The sequence below is a fragment of the Bradyrhizobium barranii subsp. barranii genome (assembly GCF_017565645.3).
GTDB classification, from domain to species: Bacteria; Pseudomonadota; Alphaproteobacteria; order Rhizobiales; family Xanthobacteraceae; genus Bradyrhizobium; species Bradyrhizobium barranii.
On the sequence record NZ_CP086136.1, the window covers coordinates 8,378,677 to 8,399,917 of the forward strand.

Genomic DNA, 21,241 nt, shown 5'->3' on the forward strand with positions numbered 1-21,241 from the left:
CGCGAGAGCTGGCCCCGGTTGTTTGGACAGCGCCCCGCTGGATTTAAGTGGATTCCTGCCGGGTTATGCTGAACGCGGGGCTTTACGGTTTTGTCGTTGCGTCGGGAGGGCGTAGCCCGACCAGAGCGACGACAAAACCGTCGGCGACGGTCATGCGGCCATCACCATAGCTTGCGTGCCGAAGTAAGCCTCGTCGGGCGTGCGCCCGTCAAGGCTCGAGTGAGGGCGTCCCTGATTGTAGAAGGCCAGATACTTGGCAATTGACGCTCGCGCCTCGGACACGCTGTCGTAGGCGCGGAGATATACTTCTTCGTATTTGACCGTGCGCCAGAGCCGCTCGACAAACACGTTGTCGCGCCAGGCGCCCTTGCCGTCCATGCTGATGGCGATCTTCGCGTCCAGCAGCACATCGGTGAACTCGAGGCTGGTGAACTGGCTGCCCTGATCCGTGTTGAAAATCTCGGGCCTGCCGTGCTTCGCCAACGCCTCCTGGACCGCTTCGACGCAGAAGGCCGCCTCCATTGTGATCGAGACGCGATGGGCCAGGACCCGTCGGCTGAACACATCGACGACCGCCGCGAGATAGACGAAGCCACGCCGCATCGGAATGTAGGTGATGTCCATTGCCCACGCATGGTCGGGCCGCTCGATCTTCAATCCGCGCAACAGGTACGGGTAGATCTTGTGACCCGGAGCCGGCTTGCTCGTGTTCGGGCGACGATAGACCGCCTCGATCCCCATGCGCTTCATCAGCGTCGCGATGTGGCGGCGACCGGCGTATACGCCCTCCCGCCGCAGCAACGATCGCAGCATACGCGCTCCCGCGAAGGGATAATCGAGATGCAGCTCATCGAGCCGACGCATCAAGGCAAGGTCCTCGGCCGAAACTGGCCGAGGTTCATAGTAGACCGTGCTGCGAGCCAGCTTCAGGACCTTCGCCTGGCGCACGATAGAAAGATCATGATCGCGGTCGATCATCGCTTTGCGCTCAGCAGGCCCGCCTTGGTGAGCGCGCCGGACAAAAAATCGTTTTCCAACGCCAGCTCGCCGATCTTGGCATGTAACGCCTTCAAATCGACCGGCGTCTCGGCCGATGTCTTGTCATGCCCAAACACGCCGGCGGCGCCTTCCAGGAGCTGGTTTTTCCAGATCGTGATCTGGTTCGGATGAACATCAAACGCGCCAGCTCCGCCAGTGTCTTGTCGCCTTTGACCGACAGCCAAAGCAACCTTCGCCTTGAATGCCGGAGAATGCGTCCGGCGGCTCTTCTTCGTCATCTTCGCTCCTGATTCGCAGCAAGAATCCTCGCCGCTGTCAGGCAGAAAATCCACTCAAGCTACTGTCCGAATTTGCGGGGCCAGCTCTCGCGCTTCCCGGCGTCATCGAGGGCGCACATCACGGCCATGCCGACTTTCGCGTCGGCAAGCGCTTGTTCGAGACGCTGGGCTATCCCGATGAAAAATGGGGCATGGTGAAGCTCACTCCCGACCAGCAGGCCGTGCTCATCGACGCGGAACCGGGGATGTTTCGTCCGGTCCCCGGCGCCTGGGGCAGGAGCGGCAGCACGAATGTGAAGCTGGCGAAAATCGATCAGGTCACGTTGCGGAGCGCACTCGAGATGGCATGGCGCAATGTCGCGCCGAAATCGCTGCTTGCATCGCTCGAGACGCGATAGGAAAGATCGTACGCGCAAGTTCGCGCTGTGCGTCTGGCTGGCCGCTCATACCGCAACGCATCATATGCGGCATCTCTCGCGCCGCATATTATTTGAGCATGCATTGCGCTGACAGCTCGGGCTTAATCGCATCAACGATACGAATCGAACGCGACGGAGGATCGCATGCACAGGCTCGCGCTGTGCGTTTGGTTGGCCGCGACGATGGCGCAGACGAGCGCCGCGTTCGCGTTCGACAACGGCCAATACGACCACGTGCCGCCCGACATCCGCGCCTGGTTCAAGAGCGTGATCGCGCCGAACGGCGTGCCCTGCTGCGACATCTCCGACGGCCATCGCACCGACTACGATGTGCGAGGCGGCACCTATTGGGTACCGATCGAGGGACAGTGGATGGAGGTGCCCGAGCGCGCCATCATCCGCGATCGCGGCAATCCGGTCGGCCAGGCCGTGGTGTGGTACGTCCACCATCGCGGCGCGATCATCATCAGTTGCTTCGTGCCGGCCGATGCGGTGTAGGCCGCTCAGGCCTTGAGGTCTCGCCTGGGCGAGGCCTCGACATATTCGATGTCATCGCCGAAATCGTCGAGCGCGGCACGAACGGATTTGGCGTCGGCCTCGGCGATGGTGAAGATCGCGGCCAGGTTTTGCCGCTTCTGTCCCGGAAACAGGCTCTCGGCGGCATAGCCGGCATCGCCGAGCGTCTTGATGATCTTGCGCCGCCGGCGCTGATCGACATGGTCGTGGAATTTGAATTGCACGGACATGATGCAAAGCTAGCCGCTCGCGGCACCCGATCAAGGGCGCAGAATCTATTTTTGTCCCTTTCTCGCCGGCTTCGCTTTAGCTGTTTTCTTGGCAGTTTTCCTGCCCGATTTCCTCGCCGGTTTCGCGCGGCCAAGCGCAGCGGCAACATCCAGCAGGCCGGCGCCGTATTCCGGCGTAAAATCCTTGCCTCGCATCGCCGGCAATTTGGTCGCAGTCGCGATCAGGCGCTTGGCGACCGCAAGTCCGGACGCCCTGGATTTTGCCTTGTTGATGTAGATGAGCGCAGCGGCGCCCGTCACATGCGGTGTTGCCATCGACGTCCCGGGCCAGGAATCGTAGCTGGTATGGTCGGCGAAGCTTGCCTTCACCCGGGGCACCGTCGACAGGATGTTGACACCCGGCGCGACCAGCTTGATGTGCTTCCCCGTATTGGAGAACGAAGCGCGCCGATGGGACTCGTCGACGGCGCCAACTCCGATCGTGTCCACGTAGCCCGCCGGGTATTCCTTCGGATTGCCGTCCTCGAACTCGTTGCCCATCGCGGTTGAGATGACGACGCCGGCTTCGATCAGTTCGGCGAAGGCCGTCGCTTCCGTCTTTGAATGGTCCTCGCCGCCAATGCTGAGGTTGATGACCTTGATGTTGGAATCGAGCGCGGCCGCGAGCGCCTTGCTGTAGAAATCGAAGTTGAAATTCTCGTCGTCGCCTGCGCGCTTGGGATCGTCGAACACCTTCCAGCAGTGCAACCGGCAATTGGCCAGGCCTGCGATACCGACCGAGTTATTGACCACGGCCGCGATCGTGCCGCTGACATGGGTGCCATGACCGAGAAAATCACGCGGTCCGTTGCCGTCGTGCCTGTAGTCCTCGATCGCGTCCACGAGATCGGGATGTCCGGCGTCGACACCGCTATCGAGCACAGCGACATGAACCCGCCCCGCACCTGGCCGCGGTCGATCGAACCATCTGATGGCGCGAAGCCCCCACTGCCTGATCTTCATGGGATCGGCGGCGGCACTGAGCCACCGGTTGGGCACGGGCTCGACCAGATCCACCGCCCTGGAAGCACGCAGGCGCTTCAGGAGGCCCGCATCTACCTTCCCGTCCTTCAACTGCACGATCTGAAATCCGGCCAGCGCCTCCCGCGGTGGCGCCGTTGCGGAGCGTGCTATCGAGCGATGAACCGCGGCCAAAGCCATCGCCTGGGGCTGCGCGGGTGCCTCATCGTCGCCGACCACGAACAGCGGCTTCATCGACTGAAGCCCGAAATTGTCACGCAGGAAATCGATCGGACCTCTGACATCGTCGGGCATTGCAGCCATCAGCGCGCGTGATGTTGTCGCCTGAAGCGAGGCTGCCGCGATCTGCCGGACAGCAGCCGGCTTCAACCGAACGATCAATTGTCCCGGGACATGCTTGCGACGGCGCGGCCGATCGCCCGCGACCCGCATTGCCTGCGTTGAGGCCATGACGAATTCCTCGCTTGAAAAGCAACAAAATACGACACCCGTTATAAGCGAAATTTATTGTCTACGCCACCTGCGTCATGCCGTGGCTACACCGGGCCGCACCTGCTATTTCGGGGATAGCGGTCGAGCCGGAGAATGCTATCCTGTGCCCCTCAATCAGGGAGACCTTCGTGACCGATCTCTGCGCCGAAGACCTCGCCACCATCTATGCCAAGCCGAGCCCACGCGTGATCGCAAAGGCACGTCCCGCGATCGATGCGCATGCGAAGAAATTCATCGAGATGTCGCCGTTCTGCGTGCTTGCAACGTCAGGCGTCGACGGCAGCGTCGACGCATCGCCGCGCGGCGGAGGGGTGGGCTTCGTCCATGTCGCCGGCCCCAACCAGGTGCTGATGCCCGACCGTGCCGGCAACAACCGGATCGACAGTTTTCGCAACGTCGTCGAAGGCTCGGGCTTCGTGCATCTGCTGTTCTTCGTCCCCGGCATCGACGAGACGCTGCGTGTCGGCGGACGCGGCACGCTCTCGGCCGATCCGGATCTGCTCGCATCGATGGTGGAATTCGGCAAGCCGCCGCGCGCGGTCCTGAACGTCGCGGTCAGCGAAGTCTATTTCCACTGCGGCAAGGCGCTGATGCGCTCGAAGCTGTGGTCACCGGAGAAGGTGCAGCGCTCGGTGATGCCCAGCATCGGCCAGGTCATTCACGACCAGACGGGCCTGGGGGAACCGGAGAGCCAGGAGATCGTGGAAGAGCGCTACAAGACGCAGTTGTAGGTGAGAGCGTTCGCCGCTCGAAAGAACCGTCATGCCCGGGCTAGTCCCGCCTGCGTAGCCGAAGCCGCTTCGGCGAGGCGAAGGCCCGGGCATCCACGTCTTCGTCGCGCGGCCAAACGTGGATGGCCGGGACAAGCCCGGCCATGACGAAGGAGAGAGCCGGTGCCGGAGCTTAGTGCCCCTCGCCCTCGAGCCCACCGACGTGCTTCTGCGTGTACAGTTCGAGGCCGATGCGGCCGATCAGGTCGAGCTGGGTTTCGAGGAAATCGATATGGTGTTCCTCGTCGCTCATCAGCTTCTCGAACAGGTCACGCGTGACGTAGTCCTTGGCGCCGTTGCAATAGCCGGCGGCCTCCTGGTAGAGCGCCCGCGCGCTCATCTCGGCGGCGAGATCGCACTCGATGATCTCCTTGACGTTCTGGCCGATGCGCAGGGGGTCGAGCACCTGCATGTTCGGGAAGCCGTCGAAGAACAGGATCCGCTCGGTGAGCTTGTCGGCGTGCTCCATCTCTTCGATGGACTCCTTGCGCCAGACCTTGGCCATGTCCCGCAGGCCCCAATTGTCGAGGAAGCGGTAGTGCAGCCAGTATTGGTTGATTGCAGTCAGCTCGTGGCGCAGCGCCTTGTTGAGATAGTCGATGACTTTTGCGTCGCCCTGCACGATGCACTCCAAATCTTGCGTCCAAATCGGCCCTAACCGACTTTAGAACGCTTCTAAATCAGTTTCAGGACGAGAGCAACCGGCCACGGGGACGCAGCCGGGGAAAAGCTCAGCCGAAATTGCGGAAGTTTTCAGCAGGCCGCGAGGGCGAACCGGGGGAGTTCCGCCGTCTCGTCATTGGCGGCCACGGTGTGGCTGTGCGGGCAGCCCGAGCAGCAGGACTTGGCGCAGGGGCCAAGCGTTTCGTCGATGATGGTCTTGATGGTACGGGCGCAGCGGCCGCATTCGGCGCTACAGCCGAGGCATCCATAGACCTGCTTGGCATGACGTACGGCGTCGTCGGACTCGGCGACCGCGGCGCGGATGTCGTCATCGCTCAGCACGTTACAGGAACAAACGATCATGGAAGCGGCAGGCCCTTCGGTGATGCGTCATCATCGATATTTAAGGGGCCGTCCGGATGCAAAGGGAAAAACCGGTATTTGAAGCTATTCCAAACTGACCCGGAAACAGCCTAGAACGGCTCTAAAATAGGGTGTTGCGCTCGATCAAGATTTTGGCGGACCTAGTCACCGCCTCCACCACCATCGCCGCCACCTCCGCAATCCCCGCCACTGCTACCGCTATCGCTGCTGGAACAGCTGTCGCTCGAGCTCCCGGAGCTGTCGCTGGAAAACCAGCTCCCCAGCGAGAAGCCGTCGCTGGCCCCTGAATAGCCGTCGCCGCTACTCCCTCCGTCACTGCCGGCACCCGCGCGCGAGCGCCGTCCGCGGTTATGGAGATGGGCGAACCAGCCATAGCCAATCGCAAAAATGACCCCGGCAGCGATCAAAGTATTCATCATCGCGTTGCCCATTGTCGCCCCCTTCGCGGACCTGCGCTCCATTAATTGGTCGCCCTCGGCGAAGGCGCCGTTCATTGATCATTCAAACGAAGTATGGAACTTTACCCCCAAAGAGTTCCCACCTGTTCGTGCGAAAGGTCACGCCAATGAAGAAGTTCTTACTGACGGTCGCCGCCGTCGCCACCCTGGCCCTCACGGCCGGGACACCGGCCCACGCTCAACGTGGTGTCGCCGCCGGCGTGGCCGCCGGGATCATCGGTGGCGCAATTGTCGGTGGCGCGCTGGCTTCTCCGTATTATTACGGACCCGGCCCGGGCTATTCCTATGGCCCCGGCTATTACCCGCCCCGCTACTACGCGCCGGGTCCCGGCTATGTCGCCGACGACTATTACGGTGACGGCTGCGTCTGGCAGCGGCAGCGCTTCTGGGATGGCTACGCCTGGCGCACCCGCCGCGTCAGAGTCTGTGGCTGAGGCGCGCTGAACAGGTTCGCTACGGACGCGCGCCGTTCATCTCCGGGCCTGAAAAAGACCGCTTTTTCTCGTCACAGCTCCGTGCGCGTTTACCGTGGATTGACCAATTGCGCGCTTCCTAGCTGCACGGTCGATTTCATCAGAGTGTGCGTGAACCTTTGAAACCCGGGCGCTCCTAACAAGGGACGTCCATCTCCCAGGAGAGCCAAGAGCATGAAGAAGACTTTTGTTGCCGCCCTCACGGTTGCGACGATCGCCGGTTCGCTGGTGACCGCCACTCCGTCCGCGAAGGCCCATGACGGCGTCGGCGCCGGCATCGCAGCCGGCCTGATCGGTGGCGCCATCGTCGGCGGCGCCATCGCGTCGAGCCGTCCCGCCTATGGCGGACCGGTCTACATTGCCGAGCCCCCGCCGCCCGCGCCCTGCTACTGGCAGCGCCAGCGCTATTGGGACGGTTACGGCTGGGTCGTCCGCCCGGTTCGCGTTTGCTACTGATCTGATCGCAAGATCCGATCGCATGGCGCATCCGCGCCGCGATCGAAGCCCGGCCGAGCACCTCGGCCGGGCTTTTTTCTTTGGTGAAGAGTTGAGCCCGTTACCGCGCCGCCTGGATCGAGCGCAGCACCTCTTCGCTCGGCCAGCAATCGACCTTAATGCCTGCCGACTTCTGGTAGGCGCCGAGCGCCGCGCGCGTCTGCATCCCGGCCTTGCCGTCGATCTTGTCCTTGTAGAGCCCGACGCGCGTGAGCCCGCGCTGCATGGTCTCGACGTCCTTGGTGCGCAACTGCTTGGAGGCCGCCCATTGTGTCGCGAATGGCAGCGGGCTCGTCATGCGGTCGCCGAGATGGCCAACGAACAGCACGTAGAGGTCCGAGAAATTGTACTCCTTGATGACGAAGTAGTTCTTCGTCGTCAGGAACGACGGGCCGTAAATGCCTTCCGGCTGCAGCAGCGAGGCCGGCTGCGCCTGCTCGGCAGCGCTCAGCTTCTCGCCACGCACCGGCACAAAACCTTCGCGCAGCCACTGGCCGATCGGCTTCGTCACCTCGGGCACGCCGCTGGTGCAATCGACCTTGGCCGGCGCCTGCACCTCGTAAGCCCAGCGCACGCCGCTCTGCCAGCCCTTGTTGACGAGCTGTTGCGCGGCCGAGGCCAGTGCATCCGGCACCGAACGCCAGATGTCGATGCGGCCGTCGCCGTCGAAGTCGACACCGTGCTTGTAATATTCGGACGGCAGGAATTGCGTGAGCCCGGTGGCACCCGCCCAGGACGAGCGCATGTCCTTGCGCGTCACCACGCCCTCGCCGAGGATCTTCAGCGAGAGGATGAACTCGTTGCGATAGGTGTCCTTGCGGCGCCCGACATAGGCCTGCGTCGCCAGCACGCGCACGAGATCGTAAGGCAGCGTGTAGCGGCCGTAATCGGTCTCGCGGCCCCAGATCGCGAGCATGATGGTGGCCGGCACGCCGGATTTCTTCTCGATCTCGCTCAGCGCCGGGCGATATTTTTGCAGCAGCCGCTGCCCCTCGCCCGCAAGCCGCGCGATCGAGGCTTCCTTGACGTAGTCGGCAGGCACTTGAACGAACTCGGCCTGCGACGGCGCACCGGTGGCCGGCCGCCCGGGCAGGATCAGGTCGGGCAGCTTGTAATCAGGCTCGAGCCCGCGCGTCTGCTCATCGAATGTCGCGCGCGACACGCCGGCGGCCTGCGCCTCCGGCCAGAGCGAGGCGATGAACTGCGTGAAGGCGGCGTCGGCAGCGCGGGCGGGCGACAGGCCGCAGATGATAGCGATCACCGCAGCTATGAGCGCCCGCCGCATCATGCCCTCATCACCGCGTCAGCTTCTTGTACTTCACGCGGTGCGGAATGATGCTGTCCTGGCCGAGGCGGCGCATCTTGTCCTTCTCGTAGTCCTGGAAGTTGCCTTCGAACCATTCGACGTGGCTCTCGCCTTCGAAGGCCAGGATGTGGGTCGCGATGCGGTCGAGGAACCAGCGGTCATGGCTGATGATGACGGCGCAGCCGGCGAAATCTTCCAGCGCCTCTTCGAGCGCGCGCAGCGTGTCGACGTCGAGATCGTTGGTCGGTTCGTCGAGCAGCAGCACGTTGGCGCCGGACTTCAGCATTTTTGCAAGATGCACACGGTTGCGCTCACCGCCGGAGAGCGCACCGACCTTCTTCTGCTGGTCGGCACCCTTGAAGTTGAACGACGAGCAATAGCCGCGCGAGTTCACTTCCTTCTTGCCGAGCAGGATCAGCTCGTTGCCGCCGGAGATCTCCTCCCACACGTTCTTGTTGCCGTCGAGCGCGTCGCGCGACTGGTCGACATAGCCGAGATGCACGGTCTCGCCGACCGTGATGGTGCCCTTATCCGGCGTTTCCTGCTTGGTGATCATCTTGAACAGCGTGGTCTTGCCGGCGCCGTTGGCGCCGATCACGCCGACGATGCCGCCTGGCGGCAGCTTGAAGGTAAGATCGTCGATCAGCAGGCGATCGCCATAGCCTTTGCTGAGCGTTTCGAAATCGACCACGTTGGCGCCGAGCCGCTCGGCGACGGGGATGATGATCTGCGCGGTCTGGGTCTGCTTCTCGCTCGCCTGCTTGAGCAGGTCCTCGTAGCGCTGGTAGCGCGCCTTGGATTTGGCCTGGCGCGCCTTCGGCGAGGACGCGACCCATTCCTGCTCGCGCGCGATCGTCTTCTGATGCGCAGCGTCTTCACGGCCTTCCTGCTCGAGCCGCTTCTGCTTCTGCACCAGCCAGGACGAGTAGTTGCCCTCGTAGGGAATGCCCTTGCCGCGGTCGAGCTCGAGAATCCAGCTCGTGACGTTGTCGAGGAAGTAGCGGTCGTGGGTGACGATCAGGATCGCGCCGGGATAGTTGCGCAGATGACCTTCCAGCCACGACACCGACTCGGCGTCGAGGTGGTTGGTCGGTTCGTCGAGCAGCAACAATTCCGGCTGGTCGAGCAGCAGTTTGCACAACGCGACGCGGCGACGCTCACCGCCCGAGAGTTTTGTCACATCGGCATCGTCGGGCGGACAGCGCAGTGCGTCCATCGCCTGGTCGACCTTGCTGTCGAGATCCCAGAGGCCCTGGGCCTCGATCTCGTCCTGCAGCTTGGTCATCTCGTCGGCGGTTTCTTCCGAATAGTTCATCGCCAGCTCGTTGTAGCGATCGAGGATGGCCTTCTGCTTGGCGACACCCAGCATGACGTTCTCGCGCGCGGAGAGCGCCGGATCGAGATGCGGTTCCTGCTCGAGATAGCCGACGCGGGCGCCCTGGGCGACCCAGGCCTCGCCGTTATACTCCTTGTCGAGGCCGGCCATGATCTTGAGCAGCGTCGACTTGCCCGAGCCGTTGACGCCGAGCACGCCGATCTTGGCGTCCGGGTAGAACGACAGATGAATGTTATCGAGCACCTTCCGGGTCGGGTAGCTCTTGGTCAGGCCCTGCATGAAATAGATGAACTGGCGCGCCATCGGTCCCGTGAAACCTTCGATTTGAGGAAATTTGCTTGCCGCCGATGTAACGATCCCGCCCCCAAAGGGCAATGTTTTCCCTCCGTTCACCACGGATCAATACGGAATGGACACCATCCGGCCGCCGATCCGGACAATTGAAACCATTTTTTAATAAAGTGGGCCAAAGCTCGTCATGGCGCCGAAAAAGACGCCACCCGCGGCAGAAGCGACGGGGAGAACAGCGAGGCCACATCATGGCTCTGATCGAGACCAATTCCATAGCCGTTCCGGCACGAGCCGGTAGCGCTTCCGGACTCGTCACGGAGATCAAGGGCTTCTGGAAGCGCTTCTTCGCCACCGCTTTCAACCCCTACCGCCCCGAGCTGCACTACATGCGTGGTCCCGGCCCCGCCTGGCGCGCCAAGCACGGCATGGATACGCCGTTCCGCCTCAAGCCCCGCGACCTCTGAACCCTTCTCCCCTATCGGATCTCCTATCGGATTTTTGAACACGTCAGCTGCTTGCGCGAAGGCGTGATTGCGCGCAACCATGGCCAGGTTCCGACGATGGCGCTCCCCGCCTGGCGCCGTCACCTCTCGCCATGGATGAAAGCTGATGACGCGGCTGCGCTGTGCAATTCTCGACGACTATTTCAACCTCGCCCTCGACGTCGCCGACTGGCAAAAACTGTCCGATCGCGTCGACGTCAGCGTATTCAGCCATCCCTTTGCCTCGGAGCAGGCCGCGGCGAGCGCGCTGGCCGATTTCGAGATCATCTGCGCGATGCGCGAGCGCACGGCGTTCCCCAAGAGCCTGTTCGCGTCGCTGCCGAAGCTGAAGCTGCTTTTGACCTCCGGCATGCGCAACGCCTCGATCGACATGGAGGCTGCGAAGGCGCAAGGCGTTGCCATCGGCGGCACGCAATACTCCCGCGATCCGACCGCGCCGCTGACCATGGGCCTGATCCTCGAACTGACCCGCGGCATCGGCCGCGAAAATGCACGCATGCATGCGGGCGAGCCCTGGCAGAGCTTTGCCGGTGTCGAGATCGAGGGACTGACGCTCGGCGTCGTCGGGCTCGGCAAGCTCGGCAGCAAGATGGCGGGTATTGCGAAAGCGTTCGGCATGAACGTGATCGCCTGGAGCCCGAACCTCACGCCGGAGAAGTGCGCGGCGGCCGGCGTCGGCTACGCCACCAAGGAGGAGCTGTTCGCCAAGGCCGATATCGTCACCATCCATGTGGTGCTGAGCGATCGTTCGCGCGGACTGGTCGGAGCTGCCGATCTCGCGCGGATGAAGCCGACGGCCTTCCTCGTCAACACCGCGCGCGGTCCGATCGTGGACGAGCAGGCGCTGCTGGAAGCCTTGCAGCAGCGGAAGATCGCGGGCGCCGGCATCGACGTATTCTCGGTCGAGCCGCTGCCGGTCGACCATCCCTTCCGCAAGCTCGACAATCTCGTGCTGACGCCGCATCTCGGCTACGCCACCGAGGACGGCTTGCGCATCCATTACGGGCAGATGGTCGAGGCGATCGACGCCTTCACCGGGGGTCGCGAGCTGCCGCGCAAGCTGGCCTGAAACGAAAAGGGCGTGCCGACGGCACGCCCTTCGCGATTTGAGCTGTTTCGAAGCGCTTAGCGCACGGTGACCGGCGCGGGCAACGGCGGCACCACGGTCGGCTGGGTGCCCGGGACGGGGCCAGCCTGGGCAGCCATCGGAGCCGGACCGGCAGCGCCCGACGTCGGCGCAGCGGAGGCGGTCGCCGTTCCCGGCGGCGGGCCACCCGGCATCACAACCACGCGGGTGCCGACCTTGACGCGGTCGAACAGGTCGGAGACGTCCTCGTTCAGCATGCCGATGCAGCCCGACGACACGAACTTGCCGATCGTCGAAGGCTGGTTGGTGCCGTGGATGCGGTAGACGGTCGAGCCGAGATACATCGCGCGTGCGCCGAGCGGATTGCCGGGGCCGCCGGCCATGAAGCGCGGCAGATAGGGCTGGCGCTCGATCATCTCGGTCGGCGGATGCCAATCCGGCCACTCGGCCTTGCGGGTGATCTTCTGCACGCCGGTCCAGGTGAAGCCATCGCGGCCGACGCGGACGCCGTAGCGGATCGCACGGCCGCCTCCGAGCACGTAGTAGAGGTAGGTGTTCGGGGTATCGACGATGAGCGTTCCAGCCGGCTCCTTGGTCGCCAGCGAGACTTCCTGGCGGCGCAGGTTCGGCGACAACTGCGCGGGAGCAGCGTCGGGCTGCTCCTCGGGCGGCAGCGAAGCGATTGCCATCGGCCGGCCATCGTTGCCCACGGGCGGCTGGCCGGACTGAACCGTTCCGGTCGCGGCGGGACTACCGACGGCCTCCGGCGGACGCAGGCCGTCCCTGCCGGGTGCCTGACCCGGGCGATCGGCATAGATCACCGCGGGCGGGCCGGCGGGGCGGCCGTAGCGGGGATCGTCGGGCGACATCACGGGACCCTGCGGCGGCGCCGCCGAATAGACCGGCGGAGCGCCAGCCGGACGGCCATAGCGCGGATCATCGGGCGACATCACCGGCCCCTGCGGCGGGGTGGCGGAATAGACCGGCGGAGGGCCAGCCGGGCGGCCGTAGCGCGGATCGTCGGCCGGACCGGGCGGCGGCAGCGACGCCTGCGGCATCGCGTCGTCTTCGTCGTCCAGCGAGTCGAAATTCGGCGTGCGGTCGCCGGGGCGATATTCGGCCGGAGCGCCATAGCTCGGCGCCTGCTGGACCGGATAGCTCTGAGCCTGTGCGAGCGAGGTTCCCGCCGCAGCGACTGTTGCGGCAGCGCATATCGTCAGAAAATGTTTGATCATCATCGCTCTTGTATAGTCCCCGAGCCCATCCGGACCGTTAACGGCCAGATGACCGAAGATAGCGGCACATTCAAGACATTACAGGCTGATTTGTGCCTGAGTTAGCGATTTGTGATGCAGGCACACACAGTTGCCTCGTTGCATCACGGGGCGGAAATCGCATCGGGCCGTAGATTGCCGGAGTCTCCGGCCCCGAATTTAAGGGAACGGCGCGGAGGCGTTGCGATATGTTCGAATCAGCCTGATTCGCCTCCGCTCTGAGCTTCTGTCCCGGCGTGGCGAACGGCAATCAGTACCGTCACCGCGTTCAGATGGCTCTTGGGTCCCGGCCGCCACCCGCCGGGGCGGAAATTCGTAACCCGTCCGATGCTTCCCGGCTTTCGCTTCCTGTTTGCCGCGATCGTGCTGTCAACCTCCATCCTGGTGTTCGGCCTAGGTGCCGCCGCGCTGCTGCGGGCCACCCACGAGCAGTATGTCAGCAACCCCTCCTGGCGGAACGGCCCGCAGGAGAAGGTGTTTGCGCAGGCTTCCGAGCCGGCCCAGCCGGTGCTGGCGGCCCTCCGCGCCGAGCCGGAGCCGGCCGCCGAGCCCACGCCATCGCTGCGCGACCGAGTGCCGACCATCGGCTTGCCGGCGAACGAGCCCGAACAGGTGGCCGCCCTGACGACCGAGCCCGACGTGCCGCCGCAGGTCACCGAGGCCGCGCCTCCGGTCGCCGAACCGGTGCAGGCCGAGGCCACGACGGAAGCCATCGCGCCGGCTCCTGCCGACACACTCACCCCGGCCGACACAACGGCATCGATCCCCGAGGCCACGCCTGCCGTGACGGCCAGCGAACCGGCGCCGGCCGATCCCGGTGCGGCCCTCGCCTCCCCGGTGCCCGACATTGCCCCGGCCAAGGTGGCCGCGCTGAACGATCCGGCGGCACCGGCCTTGAAGGATGCGCCGGCGAAGGCCAAGGGAGACGCGAAGGCGGACAGCAGCGCCCCGGACAGCAAGGCGGCCAAGCGCCAGGCAAAGGCGAAGAAGCGGCACCGCATGGTGCAGCGTCCTCCGCCCCAGCAGTTGCGGCAGAGCTATGATCTGTTCGGCCAGCAGCAGATGCTGGCGACAACGGCCACGCGCACGCGTCAGTAAGGCTACGCCGGCCCGGTCGCGACCGGCGGGCCGCCGGTCTGGCCCCACTCCGACCACGAGCCGTCATAGAGCGCGGTGTCGGTGATGCCGAGGCGATAGAGTGCGAGCGTCAACACGCCGGCGGACACGCCCGAACCGCAGCTCGTCACGATCGGCGCATCGAGCTTGACGCCGGCGTTCGCGAAGGCGGCGCGGAGATCGTCGAGCGGCTTCATGGTGCCGGTCGCGGCATCGAACAGCTGATTGTAGGGCACGTTGCGGGCGCCGGGGATGTGGCCGGAGCGGATGCCCGCGCGCGGCTCGGGCGCGCGGCCCTCGAAGCGGTCGGCGGCGCGTGCGTCGATTACCTGCTCCTTGCTGCTTTCGACGTTGGCGATCAGCTGCTGCATGCTGCGCACGCGCTTTGAATCGTAGCTCGCCCTAAACGTCGCGGGCTTAGGCTTCACCTCGCCGCTCTCGACCGGACGCCCCTCGGCGCGCCACTTCTTCAGCCCGCCATTGAGGATGCGCACATTGCTGTGGCCGAAAGCTAGGAACATCCACCATGCGCGGGGAGCAGCAACCCAGCCGCCGGCATCGTAGAGGACGACGGTGTCGACATTGGAGATGCCGAGTTGGCCTGCGTCACGGCCGAACTGCTCGGCGCTCGGATACATGTGCGGCAGCGGGTTGGAATGATCCGACACCGCATCGACGTCGAAGAACACGGCGCCCGGCAGATGCGCGGCGAGATAATCGTCCTTCGGCAGCGGCAGCACGCCCGGCAGCTTGAAGCTGGCGTCGAGGATCTTGACGTTGGCGTCGCCAATGTGGGCGGCGAGCCATTCGGTGGAGACGAGGGGGTCGGTGGCGGTCATGCGAGGTCTTTCTTGTCATTCCGAAGTTGAAGCAATGCGCATCAAACTCCGCTGTCATCGCCCGGCTTGATGTTTAGTCCGGAGACATGGCTGACACCTGTTCGGACACATCACTGACAGGTTGGCCATTGGTCAAGTCGATCGATGCGACCTGCCAGCTGGCGAAGAAGATTCCGTAGTGGCCGTCACGAACCAGTGGCCGGATGGCAAGGCGTTCGCGGGCGAAGGCCTGGGGAACTTTCCAGAAGCGTCCCTTGAAGGAGATGTAGGGTCTTGTCGATGAGACCCTGCGCACGATCTCGCCGCTGTCGTATTCGACGTTCGGAACGCGGGCCGGCATGGGGCGAGCACTTGGCCGGAAGCGATCGGCAGGGACCTGCATATCGAGGCCTTGGTGAGGCCGCTCCAGATTGTAGACCGGCCGCCAGGCGTCGAAGGCGCGCTGGACTTCCGGGAGAGTTCGGAAGCGGCGCATTGCAAACACCTCGGCCTTCAGGGTGCGATGGAAGCGCTCGTTCTTGCCGCGGGCCTGTGGGTGGCATGGCCTGGCGTGCACCACCCTGACGCCAAGCTTGAGCAGCCACACCTTCAGTCCGGTCCAACGAATGCCGGACGTATCGCCCCAGGGTGAGCCATTGTCGGTGTAGAAGGCCTCTGGCAGGCCATAGCAGCGGAACGTCGTCGACAGGTGATTCTGCACGGTGAGACGCTGCTCGTCGGCACATGCCTTCAGGCACAGCACGTAGCGCGAGTGATCGTCGACGATGGTCAGCGGATGGCATCGTGTCCCGTCGGCCAGCGGCAGGTGGCCCTTGAAGTCCATCTGCCACAGCAGATTGGGAGCTTCCTTCTCGAACCGGTGGCCCGGATTGGGCGGCGCATTCTCACTCGGTTTGACCCGGCCGTTCCGACACAGGATCTGGTGCACCGTTGATGGCACAGGCACCGTCTGCCCGCCCCGCTTCAGGCAATGGGCAATCTTCCGTGCTCCCCAAGCCGGATGCTTGTCGCGTACAGCCAGGACTTCTACTTCGACCGCAGCCTCACTCCGCTTGGGCATCGCATGCGGGCGCCGGGAGCGGTCGGCCAGCTCCCGATCGCCGGCCTGCCAGCGCGCCAGCCACTTGTAGCCGACGTCAGGACTGACGTTGAACCGACGGCACAGTTCGCGCCGGTTGGCGCCCTCCTGCAAAGCCAGCCGCACAAACTCGTGACGCTGATCCATCACTGACACCTCGCTCCAAGGCATGGACGGCCTCCCGAATCGGACCAATCCAGCCAATGTTGATGTGTCAGCTATGTCTCCGAACACCCGTCAGTGATCTGTCCGGGCTAAACACTTGACCGGGCGATCCAGTATTCCAGAGGCGCTTGTGATTGAGTCGAGAAGCTGCGGCGTACTGGATTCCCCGCTTTCGCGGGGAATGACAGCGGAGATTGGTGCGACAGCGCAGCACTTCTCACCCCTTCTTCTTCGGCTCCCACTGCTCCACCGGACCGCCGGCATCGCGCCAGGCGGCATAGCCGCCGGCGATGTGGGCGACGGGCTTCAAGCCCATGTCCTTGGCGGTCTTCGCCGCGAGCGCGGAGCGCATGCCGCCGGCGCAATGGAAGACGAATTTCTTGTCTTCCTGGAAGATCGGTTTTGCGTAGGGGCTCTGCGGATCGATCCAGAATTCGAGCATGCCGCGGGTGCAGGCGAACGCGCCGGGGATGCGGCCGTCGCGCTCGATCTCGCGGGGGTCGCGGATGTCGACGATGACGACGTCACCGTTCTTGGAGATCTCGATGGCCTCCTTGGCGTTGAGCGTCTCGATCTCGGCATTGGCCTCGTCGATCAGCGCCTTGATGCCGCGGGTGATGGTCTGGGGCATGTGGTTCTCCCTCTTGTCGGCCTCTGCGCGGCCGTCCGGACTGACGGCGCGTGCAGCTAGTGCGTCAATTCCTTCATCGCACCCTCAAGCCCCTCGATCGTGATCGGGTACATGCGGTTGGCAAAGATGCGTTTGATGATGGTGGTCGATTCCGAATAGTCCCAGTGCTTCTGCTGCACCGGATTGAGCCACACCGTATGCGGATAGGTGCGGATGATGCGATCGAGCCAGACCGAGCCCGGCTCCTCGTTGACGTGCTCGACCGAGCCGCCCGGCACCATGATCTCGTAAGGCGACATCGAGGCGTCGCCGACGAACACGACCTTGTAGTCGTGCGGGTATTTGTGCAGCACGTCCCAGGTCGGCGTGCGGTCGGTGAAGCGGCGCTTGTTCTGCTTCCACACGCCCTCATAGAGGCAGTTGTGGAAGTAGAAATACTCCATGTGCTTGAACTCGCTCTTCGCCGCCGAGAACAGCTCCTCGACCTGCTCGATATGCGAGTCCATGGAGCCACCGATGTCGAAGAACACCAGGAGCTTCACCGCATTGCGCCGCTCGGGGCGCATGTGGACGTCGAGATAGCCGTGATTGGCGGTCTCGCGGATGGTGGTGTCGAGATCGAGCTCGTCGGGCGCGCCGGTGCGCGCAAACTTGCGCAGGCGGCGCAGCGCCACCTTGATGTTGCGGATGCCGAGCTCGACATTGCCGTCGAGGTCTTTGAACTCGCGCTTGTCCCACACCTTCACGGCGCGGTTGTTGCGGTTCTTCTCCTGGCCGATGCGAACGCCTTCGGGATTGTAGCCGTGGGCGCCGAACGGCGAGGTACCGGCAGTGCCAATCCACTTCGAGCCGCCCTGGTGCCGGCCCTTCTGCTCCTCGAGGCGCTTCTTCAGCGTCTCCATGAGCTTGTCCCAGCCCATGGCCTCGATCTGCTTTTTCTCCTCCTCGCTGAGGTATTTCTCGGCAAGCTTCTTCAGCCACTCCTCGGGGATCTCCGCCTTCTCCATGGCGTCGAGCAGGCTTTCGAGCCCCTTGAACACCGTGCCGAAGACGCGGTCGAACTTGTCGAGGTTGCGCTCGTCCTTCACCAGCGAGGTGCGCGACAGATAGTAGAAATTCTCGACCGAATAGTCCGACAGATCAGCGTCGAGCGCCTCCATCAGCGTGAGGTATTCGCGCAGCGTCACGGGGACCTGCGCATCGCGCAGAGAAGTGAAGAATTGCAGGAACATGGGTGACAGATTGCCCGTCGGGGGGCGAACGTCAAGGGGCCGAGCCCGCCGCGGGACGCTGGACCGGTCGGCTTTTTGCTCTAGAATTGACCGTCTCACGGGGGTGTTTTGGGGACGTTTGCAATGGGAATTCTCGCAGCGCTCATCATTGGCGCGATCGCCGGCTGGCTTGCCGGCAAGATTGTCCATGGGGCGGGATTTGGGCTGATCGGCAACATGGTCGTCGGCATCATCGGCGCGCTGGTGGCGAGCTGGGTGCTGCCGCAACTGCATATTGCGCTGGCCACCGGCACGATCGGCGCCATCGTGGACGCCACCATCGGCGCGGTGATTGTGCTCGTCATCCTTTCGCTGATAAAACGGGTCTGAAAGCCTGACCGAACCAGGAACGGCCGCCATGAGCGGCCGTTCCCATGTCGCGACCGGGGCAATGAAATTGGCAACGCCCGGGACGACGACCAACAAGGACGCGCGATGAAATTTACCGGCACCAAGGACTATGTTGCGACCGACGATCTCAAGGTCGCCGTCAATGCCTCGATCGTGCTGGAGCGCCCGCTGCTCATCAAGGGCGAGCCCGGCACCGGCAAGACCGTGCTGGCGGAGGAAGTGGCGAAGGCGCTGAACGCGCCGCTTTTGACCTGGCACATCAAGTCCACCACCAAGGCGCAGCAGGGCCTCTACGAATACGACGCGGTGTCGCGCCTGCGCGACAGCCAGCTCGGCGATGCCCGCGTCTCCGACATCAGGAACTACATCAAGCGCGGCAAGCTGTGGGACGCCTTCACCGCCGAGCAGCGCCCGGTGCTGCTGATCGACGAGATCGACAAGGCCGACATCGAATTCCCGAACGACCTGCTCCTCGAGCTCGACCGCATGGAATTCCATGTCTACGAGACCGGCGAGACGATCAAGGCCAAGCAGCGCCCGATCATGATGATCACCTCCAACAACGAGAAGGAGCTGCCGGACGCCTTCCTGCGCCGCTGCTTCTTCCACTACATCAAGTTCCCCGACGCCGACACGATGGGACGCATCGTCGACGTCCACTTCCCCGGCATCAAGAAGCGCCTGGTCGAGGAAGCGCTGCGCATCTTCTTCGAAGTGCGCGAGGTGCCCGGTCTGAAGAAAAAGCCCTCAACCTCCGAGCTGCTCGACTGGCTCAAGCTGCTGCTCAACGAGGACATGAGCGTCGAGCAACTGCGCGAACGCGACCCGCGCAAGCTGATCCCGCCGCTGCACGGCGCGCTGCTCAAGAACGAGCAGGACGTGCACCTGTTCGAGCGGCTGGCGTTCTTGAGCCGGAGAGAGGTTTGATCTGCCAGCGCGCAGAAACAACCTGACCGCAATTCCTACCGCTACTCTGGGCCGCGCTTCCCAGCGTCATCTCGGATTCGGATGACCGTCAAGGCGGAGCTGATAAACGAAATAGGTTGGGGTACAGAACCCGATCTTTCGGCTTCTCAAGTTATTCAACGCCGGAGCACTGACGTTGAACCTAGCACTCGTGACAAAATCCGGCATCTGCTGGCAAATATAGTCCTCGCGGCAAAACCGCGACGGCGAGCATGTGTTCAGGAGGCCGCGGCCGACGCCAGCGGCGAAAATGCCGCTGTCGAAATATCCCTTGGCCATCTGCTCAAAGCCCTTGCCTCCGACGATCGCGCAGATTTCCTCGGGCACGCTGCCCGGCCGGATCACCGCCAGCGACGCCTCCTCGGGCTTGCAGGGACGCGTGACGCGGCCCAGCGGCACGCCGATCTTCGTTGGACGGCAGTTGTAGCCGTAGCCGCTCAATTTTCCTTCCGACAGCTTGTAGACGAGTTCTTCCTTGCTGACGCGGTCGCTGAACGCGCGCAGGTTGAAGCCGAACGGGTTGTTGGCGGCGGTCTTCGCTGTGGAGTCCTCGATGACGTTTGAGCGGCAGCTCAAACCGGCGGCGACATTCTGTGCCGCGGCCACGCATTGGCCGAGATTGGAGGAAGTCGCAGCGTTCGTCACCAACGCCTGACAAGTGAGGTTACGCGTGGCATTGCAGCTCCATTTCGCGGCCTGCGCCAGATCCGCATTCAAAGGGCACGGCATGTTGTCGCCGGCGACAACATAGTACCCGGAATCAGAGCTGAGTGATACGGCGGCCTTTGAAACGGCGTTGACGGACCTTTTTCTTGGTCCAGACGAAGGGTTCGGCTCTGTCGTTGTATGCGTTGACGTAGGCATCGATGTGTTCCTGAAGCTGCTTGAGGCTCGTGAAGGAGGTGCCGCTGAGCGACTGCCCCTGCAAGATGGAAAACCATACTTCGACCTGATTGAGCCATGACGCACTTGTCGGCGTGAAATGAAATTGCACGTTGGGGTGGGCCTTGAGCCAGTCCTCGTTCTTTTTATGGGTGTTGAGGTTGTCGAGGATGACGTGAAGCTTGCGGTTCGGAAAAGCCGCGGTGACGCTGTTCATGAAATCGAGAAACTCGACGCGGCGCCGGCGTTTTGAATGGGTCGCGATGATCTTTCCGGTGGCGACTTCGAGCGCCGCAAACAATGTTGTGGTGCCATGCCGCTTGTAATCGTGGCTTTGGCCGGTCAAGGCGCGGCCATTGGGCAACTTCAGATAACCCTGCGCTCGCTCCAAAGCCTGGATCGAGGGCTTCTCGTCCACGCACAGCACAATGGCCTTCGCCGGCGGCGCGACATAGAGGCCGACAACATCGGCGGCTTTGGCCGTAAAGTTCGGGTCGTTGCTCTCGCACCAGGACTTGCGAGCCACCAGGTCAATCTTGTGGCTGCGCAGGAACCGCCAGACATATTGGACATCGACATCGCCCAGCGCCTCGGCCAGCAGGGGGCCGGTCCAGCGCGCAAACCCTTGCGGTGGCGGCTTATCCAGCAGCTTCAGAATCCGCTTGTCGGTCGTCTTCGTATAGATCGGCTGCTTGCCAGGCCGCGGCTTGTCTTGCAGCCCTTCAAGGCCATGGTCGGCATAGCGATGCCGCCAAAGGCTGACAATCCGCGGCTGGACCCCAACTTCCTTGGCGATCGACCGGGTGCTGCGCCCATCCGCCGCCAACAGAACTATCCGCGCCCGCTTCAAATCGCGCTGCAACGTCACCGGTGAGCGACAGCACGCCTCAAGCACCTTGCGATCTTTCCTCGAAAGGTGGACTTCTCTTGCTTCGGGTATCATCCCGA

The 21,241-nt window shown here is 63.6% G+C and carries 24 protein-coding genes and 1 pseudogene; 10 read left to right on the forward strand and 15 right to left on the reverse strand.

Features of this window, described 5'->3' with window-relative positions:
- Window positions 1-150: 150 nt before the first annotated feature.
- Window positions 151-1,277, reverse strand: a pseudogene (locus J4G43_RS40995) (IS3-like element ISRj2 family transposase).
- Here J4G43_RS40995 and J4G43_RS41000 point away from each other — a divergent pair.
- Window positions 1,241-1,675, forward strand: a complete 435-nt coding sequence (locus tag J4G43_RS41000; protein WP_408581388.1) for an MmcQ/YjbR family DNA-binding protein — start codon at window positions 1,241-1,243, stop codon at window positions 1,673-1,675. The pseudogene J4G43_RS40995 and the gene J4G43_RS41000 sit on opposite strands and share 37 nt — an antisense overlap.
- A gap of 165 nt (window positions 1,676-1,840) precedes the next feature.
- A complete protein-coding gene (locus tag J4G43_RS41005; RefSeq protein WP_028152315.1) occupies window positions 1,841-2,194 on the forward strand; it encodes a hypothetical protein in 354 nt (117 codons plus the stop codon).
- A 5-nt stretch (window positions 2,195-2,199) separates the two neighbouring features.
- Here J4G43_RS41005 and J4G43_RS41010 read toward each other — a convergent pair whose 3' ends face one another.
- Window positions 2,200-2,442, reverse strand: coding sequence for a hypothetical protein (locus tag J4G43_RS41010; protein ID WP_208088360.1), 243 nt, complete (start codon window positions 2,440-2,442; stop codon window positions 2,200-2,202).
- A gap of 45 nt (window positions 2,443-2,487) precedes the next feature.
- Complete coding sequence (locus J4G43_RS41015) at window positions 2,488-3,912, reverse strand: S8 family peptidase (protein WP_208088361.1); 1,425 nt, start codon at window positions 3,910-3,912, stop codon at window positions 2,488-2,490.
- A gap of 170 nt (window positions 3,913-4,082) precedes the next feature.
- On the opposite strand from J4G43_RS41015, the gene J4G43_RS41020 reads away from it, so the two are divergent.
- Window positions 4,083-4,685 carry a pyridoxamine 5'-phosphate oxidase family protein gene (locus J4G43_RS41020; RefSeq protein ID WP_028156299.1) on the forward strand — a complete coding sequence of 201 codons (603 nt, stop codon included), beginning with the start codon at window positions 4,083-4,085 and terminating at the stop codon, window positions 4,683-4,685.
- A gap of 172 nt (window positions 4,686-4,857) precedes the next feature.
- Here the strand turns inward: J4G43_RS41020 and bfr are convergent, their stop codons facing one another.
- From bfr to J4G43_RS41035, 3 genes are all read right to left on the reverse strand, one after another.
- Window positions 4,858-5,346 carry a bacterioferritin gene (gene bfr / locus J4G43_RS41025; protein WP_014492874.1) on the reverse strand — a complete coding sequence of 163 codons (489 nt, stop codon included), beginning with the start codon at window positions 5,344-5,346 and terminating at the stop codon, window positions 4,858-4,860.
- A 131-nt stretch (window positions 5,347-5,477) separates the two neighbouring features.
- Entirely contained in the window at window positions 5,478-5,750 is a 273-nt protein-coding gene (locus J4G43_RS41030) for a (2Fe-2S)-binding protein (RefSeq protein ID WP_063981474.1), read from the reverse strand.
- Between the two features lie 161 nt (window positions 5,751-5,911).
- Complete coding sequence (locus J4G43_RS41035) at window positions 5,912-6,202, reverse strand: hypothetical protein (protein WP_225005806.1); 291 nt, start codon at window positions 6,200-6,202, stop codon at window positions 5,912-5,914.
- A gap of 134 nt (window positions 6,203-6,336) precedes the next feature.
- Here J4G43_RS41035 and J4G43_RS41040 point away from each other — a divergent pair, with 134 nt between their 5' ends.
- Both J4G43_RS41040 and J4G43_RS41045 read left to right on the forward strand, forming a co-directional pair.
- Window positions 6,337-6,663, forward strand: a complete 327-nt coding sequence (locus J4G43_RS41040) for a hypothetical protein (protein WP_063981473.1) — start codon at window positions 6,337-6,339, stop codon at window positions 6,661-6,663.
- 213 nt (window positions 6,664-6,876) lie between these two features.
- Window positions 6,877-7,158, forward strand: coding sequence for a hypothetical protein (locus J4G43_RS41045; RefSeq protein ID WP_071910256.1), 282 nt, complete (start codon window positions 6,877-6,879; stop codon window positions 7,156-7,158).
- Window positions 7,159-7,258: 100 nt separating this feature from the next.
- On the opposite strand, the gene J4G43_RS41050 is transcribed toward J4G43_RS41045, so the two are convergent.
- Together J4G43_RS41050 and ettA are read right to left on the reverse strand one after the other, a co-directional pair.
- A complete protein-coding gene (locus tag J4G43_RS41050; protein WP_208088362.1) occupies window positions 7,259-8,485 on the reverse strand; it encodes a lytic murein transglycosylase in 1,227 nt (408 codons plus the stop codon).
- A 7-nt stretch (window positions 8,486-8,492) separates the two neighbouring features.
- Window positions 8,493-10,142 carry an energy-dependent translational throttle protein EttA gene (gene ettA / locus J4G43_RS41055; protein WP_166102215.1) on the reverse strand — a complete coding sequence of 550 codons (1,650 nt, stop codon included), beginning with the start codon at window positions 10,140-10,142 and terminating at the stop codon, window positions 8,493-8,495.
- Between the two features lie 236 nt (window positions 10,143-10,378).
- Here ettA and J4G43_RS41060 point away from each other — a divergent pair, with 236 nt between their 5' ends.
- Window positions 10,379-10,594: a hypothetical protein gene (locus J4G43_RS41060; RefSeq protein WP_028152324.1), complete on the forward strand. Its 216-nt coding sequence runs from the start codon at window positions 10,379-10,381 to the stop codon at window positions 10,592-10,594.
- Between the two features lie 145 nt (window positions 10,595-10,739).
- Window positions 10,740-11,702 carry a D-2-hydroxyacid dehydrogenase family protein gene (locus J4G43_RS41065; RefSeq protein WP_208088363.1) on the forward strand — a complete coding sequence of 321 codons (963 nt, stop codon included), beginning with the start codon at window positions 10,740-10,742 and terminating at the stop codon, window positions 11,700-11,702.
- A 56-nt stretch (window positions 11,703-11,758) separates the two neighbouring features.
- Here J4G43_RS41065 and J4G43_RS41070 read toward each other — a convergent pair whose 3' ends face one another.
- A complete protein-coding gene (locus J4G43_RS41070) occupies window positions 11,759-12,955 on the reverse strand; it encodes a L,D-transpeptidase family protein (protein WP_208088364.1) in 1,197 nt (398 codons plus the stop codon).
- Window positions 12,956-13,321: 366 nt separating this feature from the next.
- Between J4G43_RS41070 and J4G43_RS41075 the strand changes: the two genes are divergently transcribed.
- Window positions 13,322-14,092, forward strand: a complete 771-nt coding sequence (locus J4G43_RS41075) for a hypothetical protein (RefSeq protein ID WP_208088365.1) — start codon at window positions 13,322-13,324, stop codon at window positions 14,090-14,092.
- Between the two features lie 2 nt (window positions 14,093-14,094).
- Here J4G43_RS41075 and sseA read toward each other — a convergent pair whose 3' ends face one another.
- From sseA to J4G43_RS41095, 4 genes are all read right to left on the reverse strand, one after another.
- Window positions 14,095-14,949 carry a 3-mercaptopyruvate sulfurtransferase gene (gene sseA, locus J4G43_RS41080; protein WP_208088366.1) on the reverse strand — a complete coding sequence of 285 codons (855 nt, stop codon included), beginning with the start codon at window positions 14,947-14,949 and terminating at the stop codon, window positions 14,095-14,097.
- Window positions 14,950-15,022: 73 nt separating this feature from the next.
- Window positions 15,023-16,198: an IS481 family transposase gene (locus tag J4G43_RS41085; RefSeq protein WP_208085346.1), complete on the reverse strand. Its 1,176-nt coding sequence runs from the start codon at window positions 16,196-16,198 to the stop codon at window positions 15,023-15,025.
- Between the two features lie 211 nt (window positions 16,199-16,409).
- A complete protein-coding gene (locus tag J4G43_RS41090; protein WP_028152329.1) occupies window positions 16,410-16,823 on the reverse strand; it encodes a rhodanese-like domain-containing protein in 414 nt (137 codons plus the stop codon).
- Between the two features lie 56 nt (window positions 16,824-16,879).
- On the reverse strand, window positions 16,880-18,055 hold the full coding sequence (locus J4G43_RS41095) for a vWA domain-containing protein (protein ID WP_028156289.1): 1,176 nt from the start codon (window positions 18,053-18,055) through the stop codon (window positions 16,880-16,882).
- Between the two features lie 123 nt (window positions 18,056-18,178).
- On the opposite strand from J4G43_RS41095, the gene J4G43_RS41100 reads away from it, so the two are divergent.
- Together J4G43_RS41100 and J4G43_RS41105 are read left to right on the forward strand one after the other, a co-directional pair.
- A complete protein-coding gene (locus J4G43_RS41100; RefSeq protein ID WP_028152331.1) occupies window positions 18,179-18,424 on the forward strand; it encodes a GlsB/YeaQ/YmgE family stress response membrane protein in 246 nt (81 codons plus the stop codon).
- Between the two features lie 105 nt (window positions 18,425-18,529).
- Complete coding sequence (locus J4G43_RS41105; protein WP_063981465.1) at window positions 18,530-19,372, forward strand: AAA family ATPase; 843 nt, start codon at window positions 18,530-18,532, stop codon at window positions 19,370-19,372.
- A gap of 66 nt (window positions 19,373-19,438) precedes the next feature.
- On the opposite strand, the gene J4G43_RS41110 is transcribed toward J4G43_RS41105, so the two are convergent.
- Window positions 19,439-20,275: a hypothetical protein gene (locus J4G43_RS41110; protein ID WP_208088367.1), complete on the reverse strand. Its 837-nt coding sequence runs from the start codon at window positions 20,273-20,275 to the stop codon at window positions 19,439-19,441.
- Window positions 20,172-21,236 carry an IS630-like element ISRj1 family transposase gene (locus tag J4G43_RS41115; RefSeq protein ID WP_026192128.1) on the reverse strand — a complete coding sequence of 355 codons (1,065 nt, stop codon included), beginning with the start codon at window positions 21,234-21,236 and terminating at the stop codon, window positions 20,172-20,174. The genes J4G43_RS41110 and J4G43_RS41115 overlap by 104 nt, the downstream gene beginning before the upstream one ends.
- Window positions 21,237-21,241 lie beyond the last annotated feature (5 nt).

Bases quoted from the DNA above. Each gene is read 5' to 3' on its own strand.
- J4G43_RS41000 (WP_408581388.1), top strand. From the start codon at position 1,241: ATGCCGGAGAATGCGTCCGGCGGCTCTTCTTCGTCATCTTCGCTCCTG.
- J4G43_RS41005 (WP_028152315.1), top strand. From the start codon at position 1,841: ATGCACAGGCTCGCGCTGTGCGTTTGGTTGGCCGCGACGATGGCGCAG.
- J4G43_RS41010 (WP_208088360.1), bottom strand. From the start codon at position 2,442: ATGTCCGTGCAATTCAAATTCCACGACCATGTCGATCAGCGCCGGCGG.
- J4G43_RS41015 (WP_208088361.1), bottom strand. From the start codon at position 3,912: ATGGCCTCAACGCAGGCAATGCGGGTCGCGGGCGATCGGCCGCGCCGT.
- J4G43_RS41030 (WP_063981474.1), bottom strand. From the start codon at position 5,750: ATGATCGTTTGTTCCTGTAACGTGCTGAGCGATGACGACATCCGCGCC.
- J4G43_RS41035 (WP_225005806.1), bottom strand. From the start codon at position 6,202: ATGGGCAACGCGATGATGAATACTTTGATCGCTGCCGGGGTCATTTTT.
- J4G43_RS41040 (WP_063981473.1), top strand. From the start codon at position 6,337: ATGAAGAAGTTCTTACTGACGGTCGCCGCCGTCGCCACCCTGGCCCTC.
- J4G43_RS41045 (WP_071910256.1), top strand. From the start codon at position 6,877: ATGAAGAAGACTTTTGTTGCCGCCCTCACGGTTGCGACGATCGCCGGT.
- J4G43_RS41050 (WP_208088362.1), bottom strand. From the start codon at position 8,485: ATGATGCGGCGGGCGCTCATAGCTGCGGTGATCGCTATCATCTGCGGC.
- ettA (WP_166102215.1), bottom strand. From the start codon at position 10,142: ATGGCGCGCCAGTTCATCTATTTCATGCAGGGCCTGACCAAGAGCTAC.
- J4G43_RS41060 (WP_028152324.1), top strand. From the start codon at position 10,379: ATGGCTCTGATCGAGACCAATTCCATAGCCGTTCCGGCACGAGCCGGT.
- J4G43_RS41065 (WP_208088363.1), top strand. From the start codon at position 10,740: ATGACGCGGCTGCGCTGTGCAATTCTCGACGACTATTTCAACCTCGCC.
- J4G43_RS41070 (WP_208088364.1), bottom strand. From the start codon at position 12,955: ATGATCAAACATTTTCTGACGATATGCGCTGCCGCAACAGTCGCTGCG.
- J4G43_RS41075 (WP_208088365.1), top strand. From the start codon at position 13,322: ATGCTTCCCGGCTTTCGCTTCCTGTTTGCCGCGATCGTGCTGTCAACC.
- sseA (WP_208088366.1), bottom strand. From the start codon at position 14,949: ATGACCGCCACCGACCCCCTCGTCTCCACCGAATGGCTCGCCGCCCAC.
- J4G43_RS41085 (WP_208085346.1), bottom strand. From the start codon at position 16,198: ATGCCTTGGAGCGAGGTGTCAGTGATGGATCAGCGTCACGAGTTTGTG.
- J4G43_RS41090 (WP_028152329.1), bottom strand. From the start codon at position 16,823: ATGCCCCAGACCATCACCCGCGGCATCAAGGCGCTGATCGACGAGGCC.
- J4G43_RS41095 (WP_028156289.1), bottom strand. From the start codon at position 18,055: ATGTTCCTGCAATTCTTCACTTCTCTGCGCGATGCGCAGGTCCCCGTG.
- J4G43_RS41100 (WP_028152331.1), top strand. From the start codon at position 18,179: ATGGGAATTCTCGCAGCGCTCATCATTGGCGCGATCGCCGGCTGGCTT.
- J4G43_RS41105 (WP_063981465.1), top strand. From the start codon at position 18,530: ATGAAATTTACCGGCACCAAGGACTATGTTGCGACCGACGATCTCAAG.
- J4G43_RS41110 (WP_208088367.1), bottom strand. From the start codon at position 20,275: ATGCCTACGTCAACGCATACAACGACAGAGCCGAACCCTTCGTCTGGA.
- J4G43_RS41115 (WP_026192128.1), bottom strand. From the start codon at position 21,236: ATGATACCCGAAGCAAGAGAAGTCCACCTTTCGAGGAAAGATCGCAAG.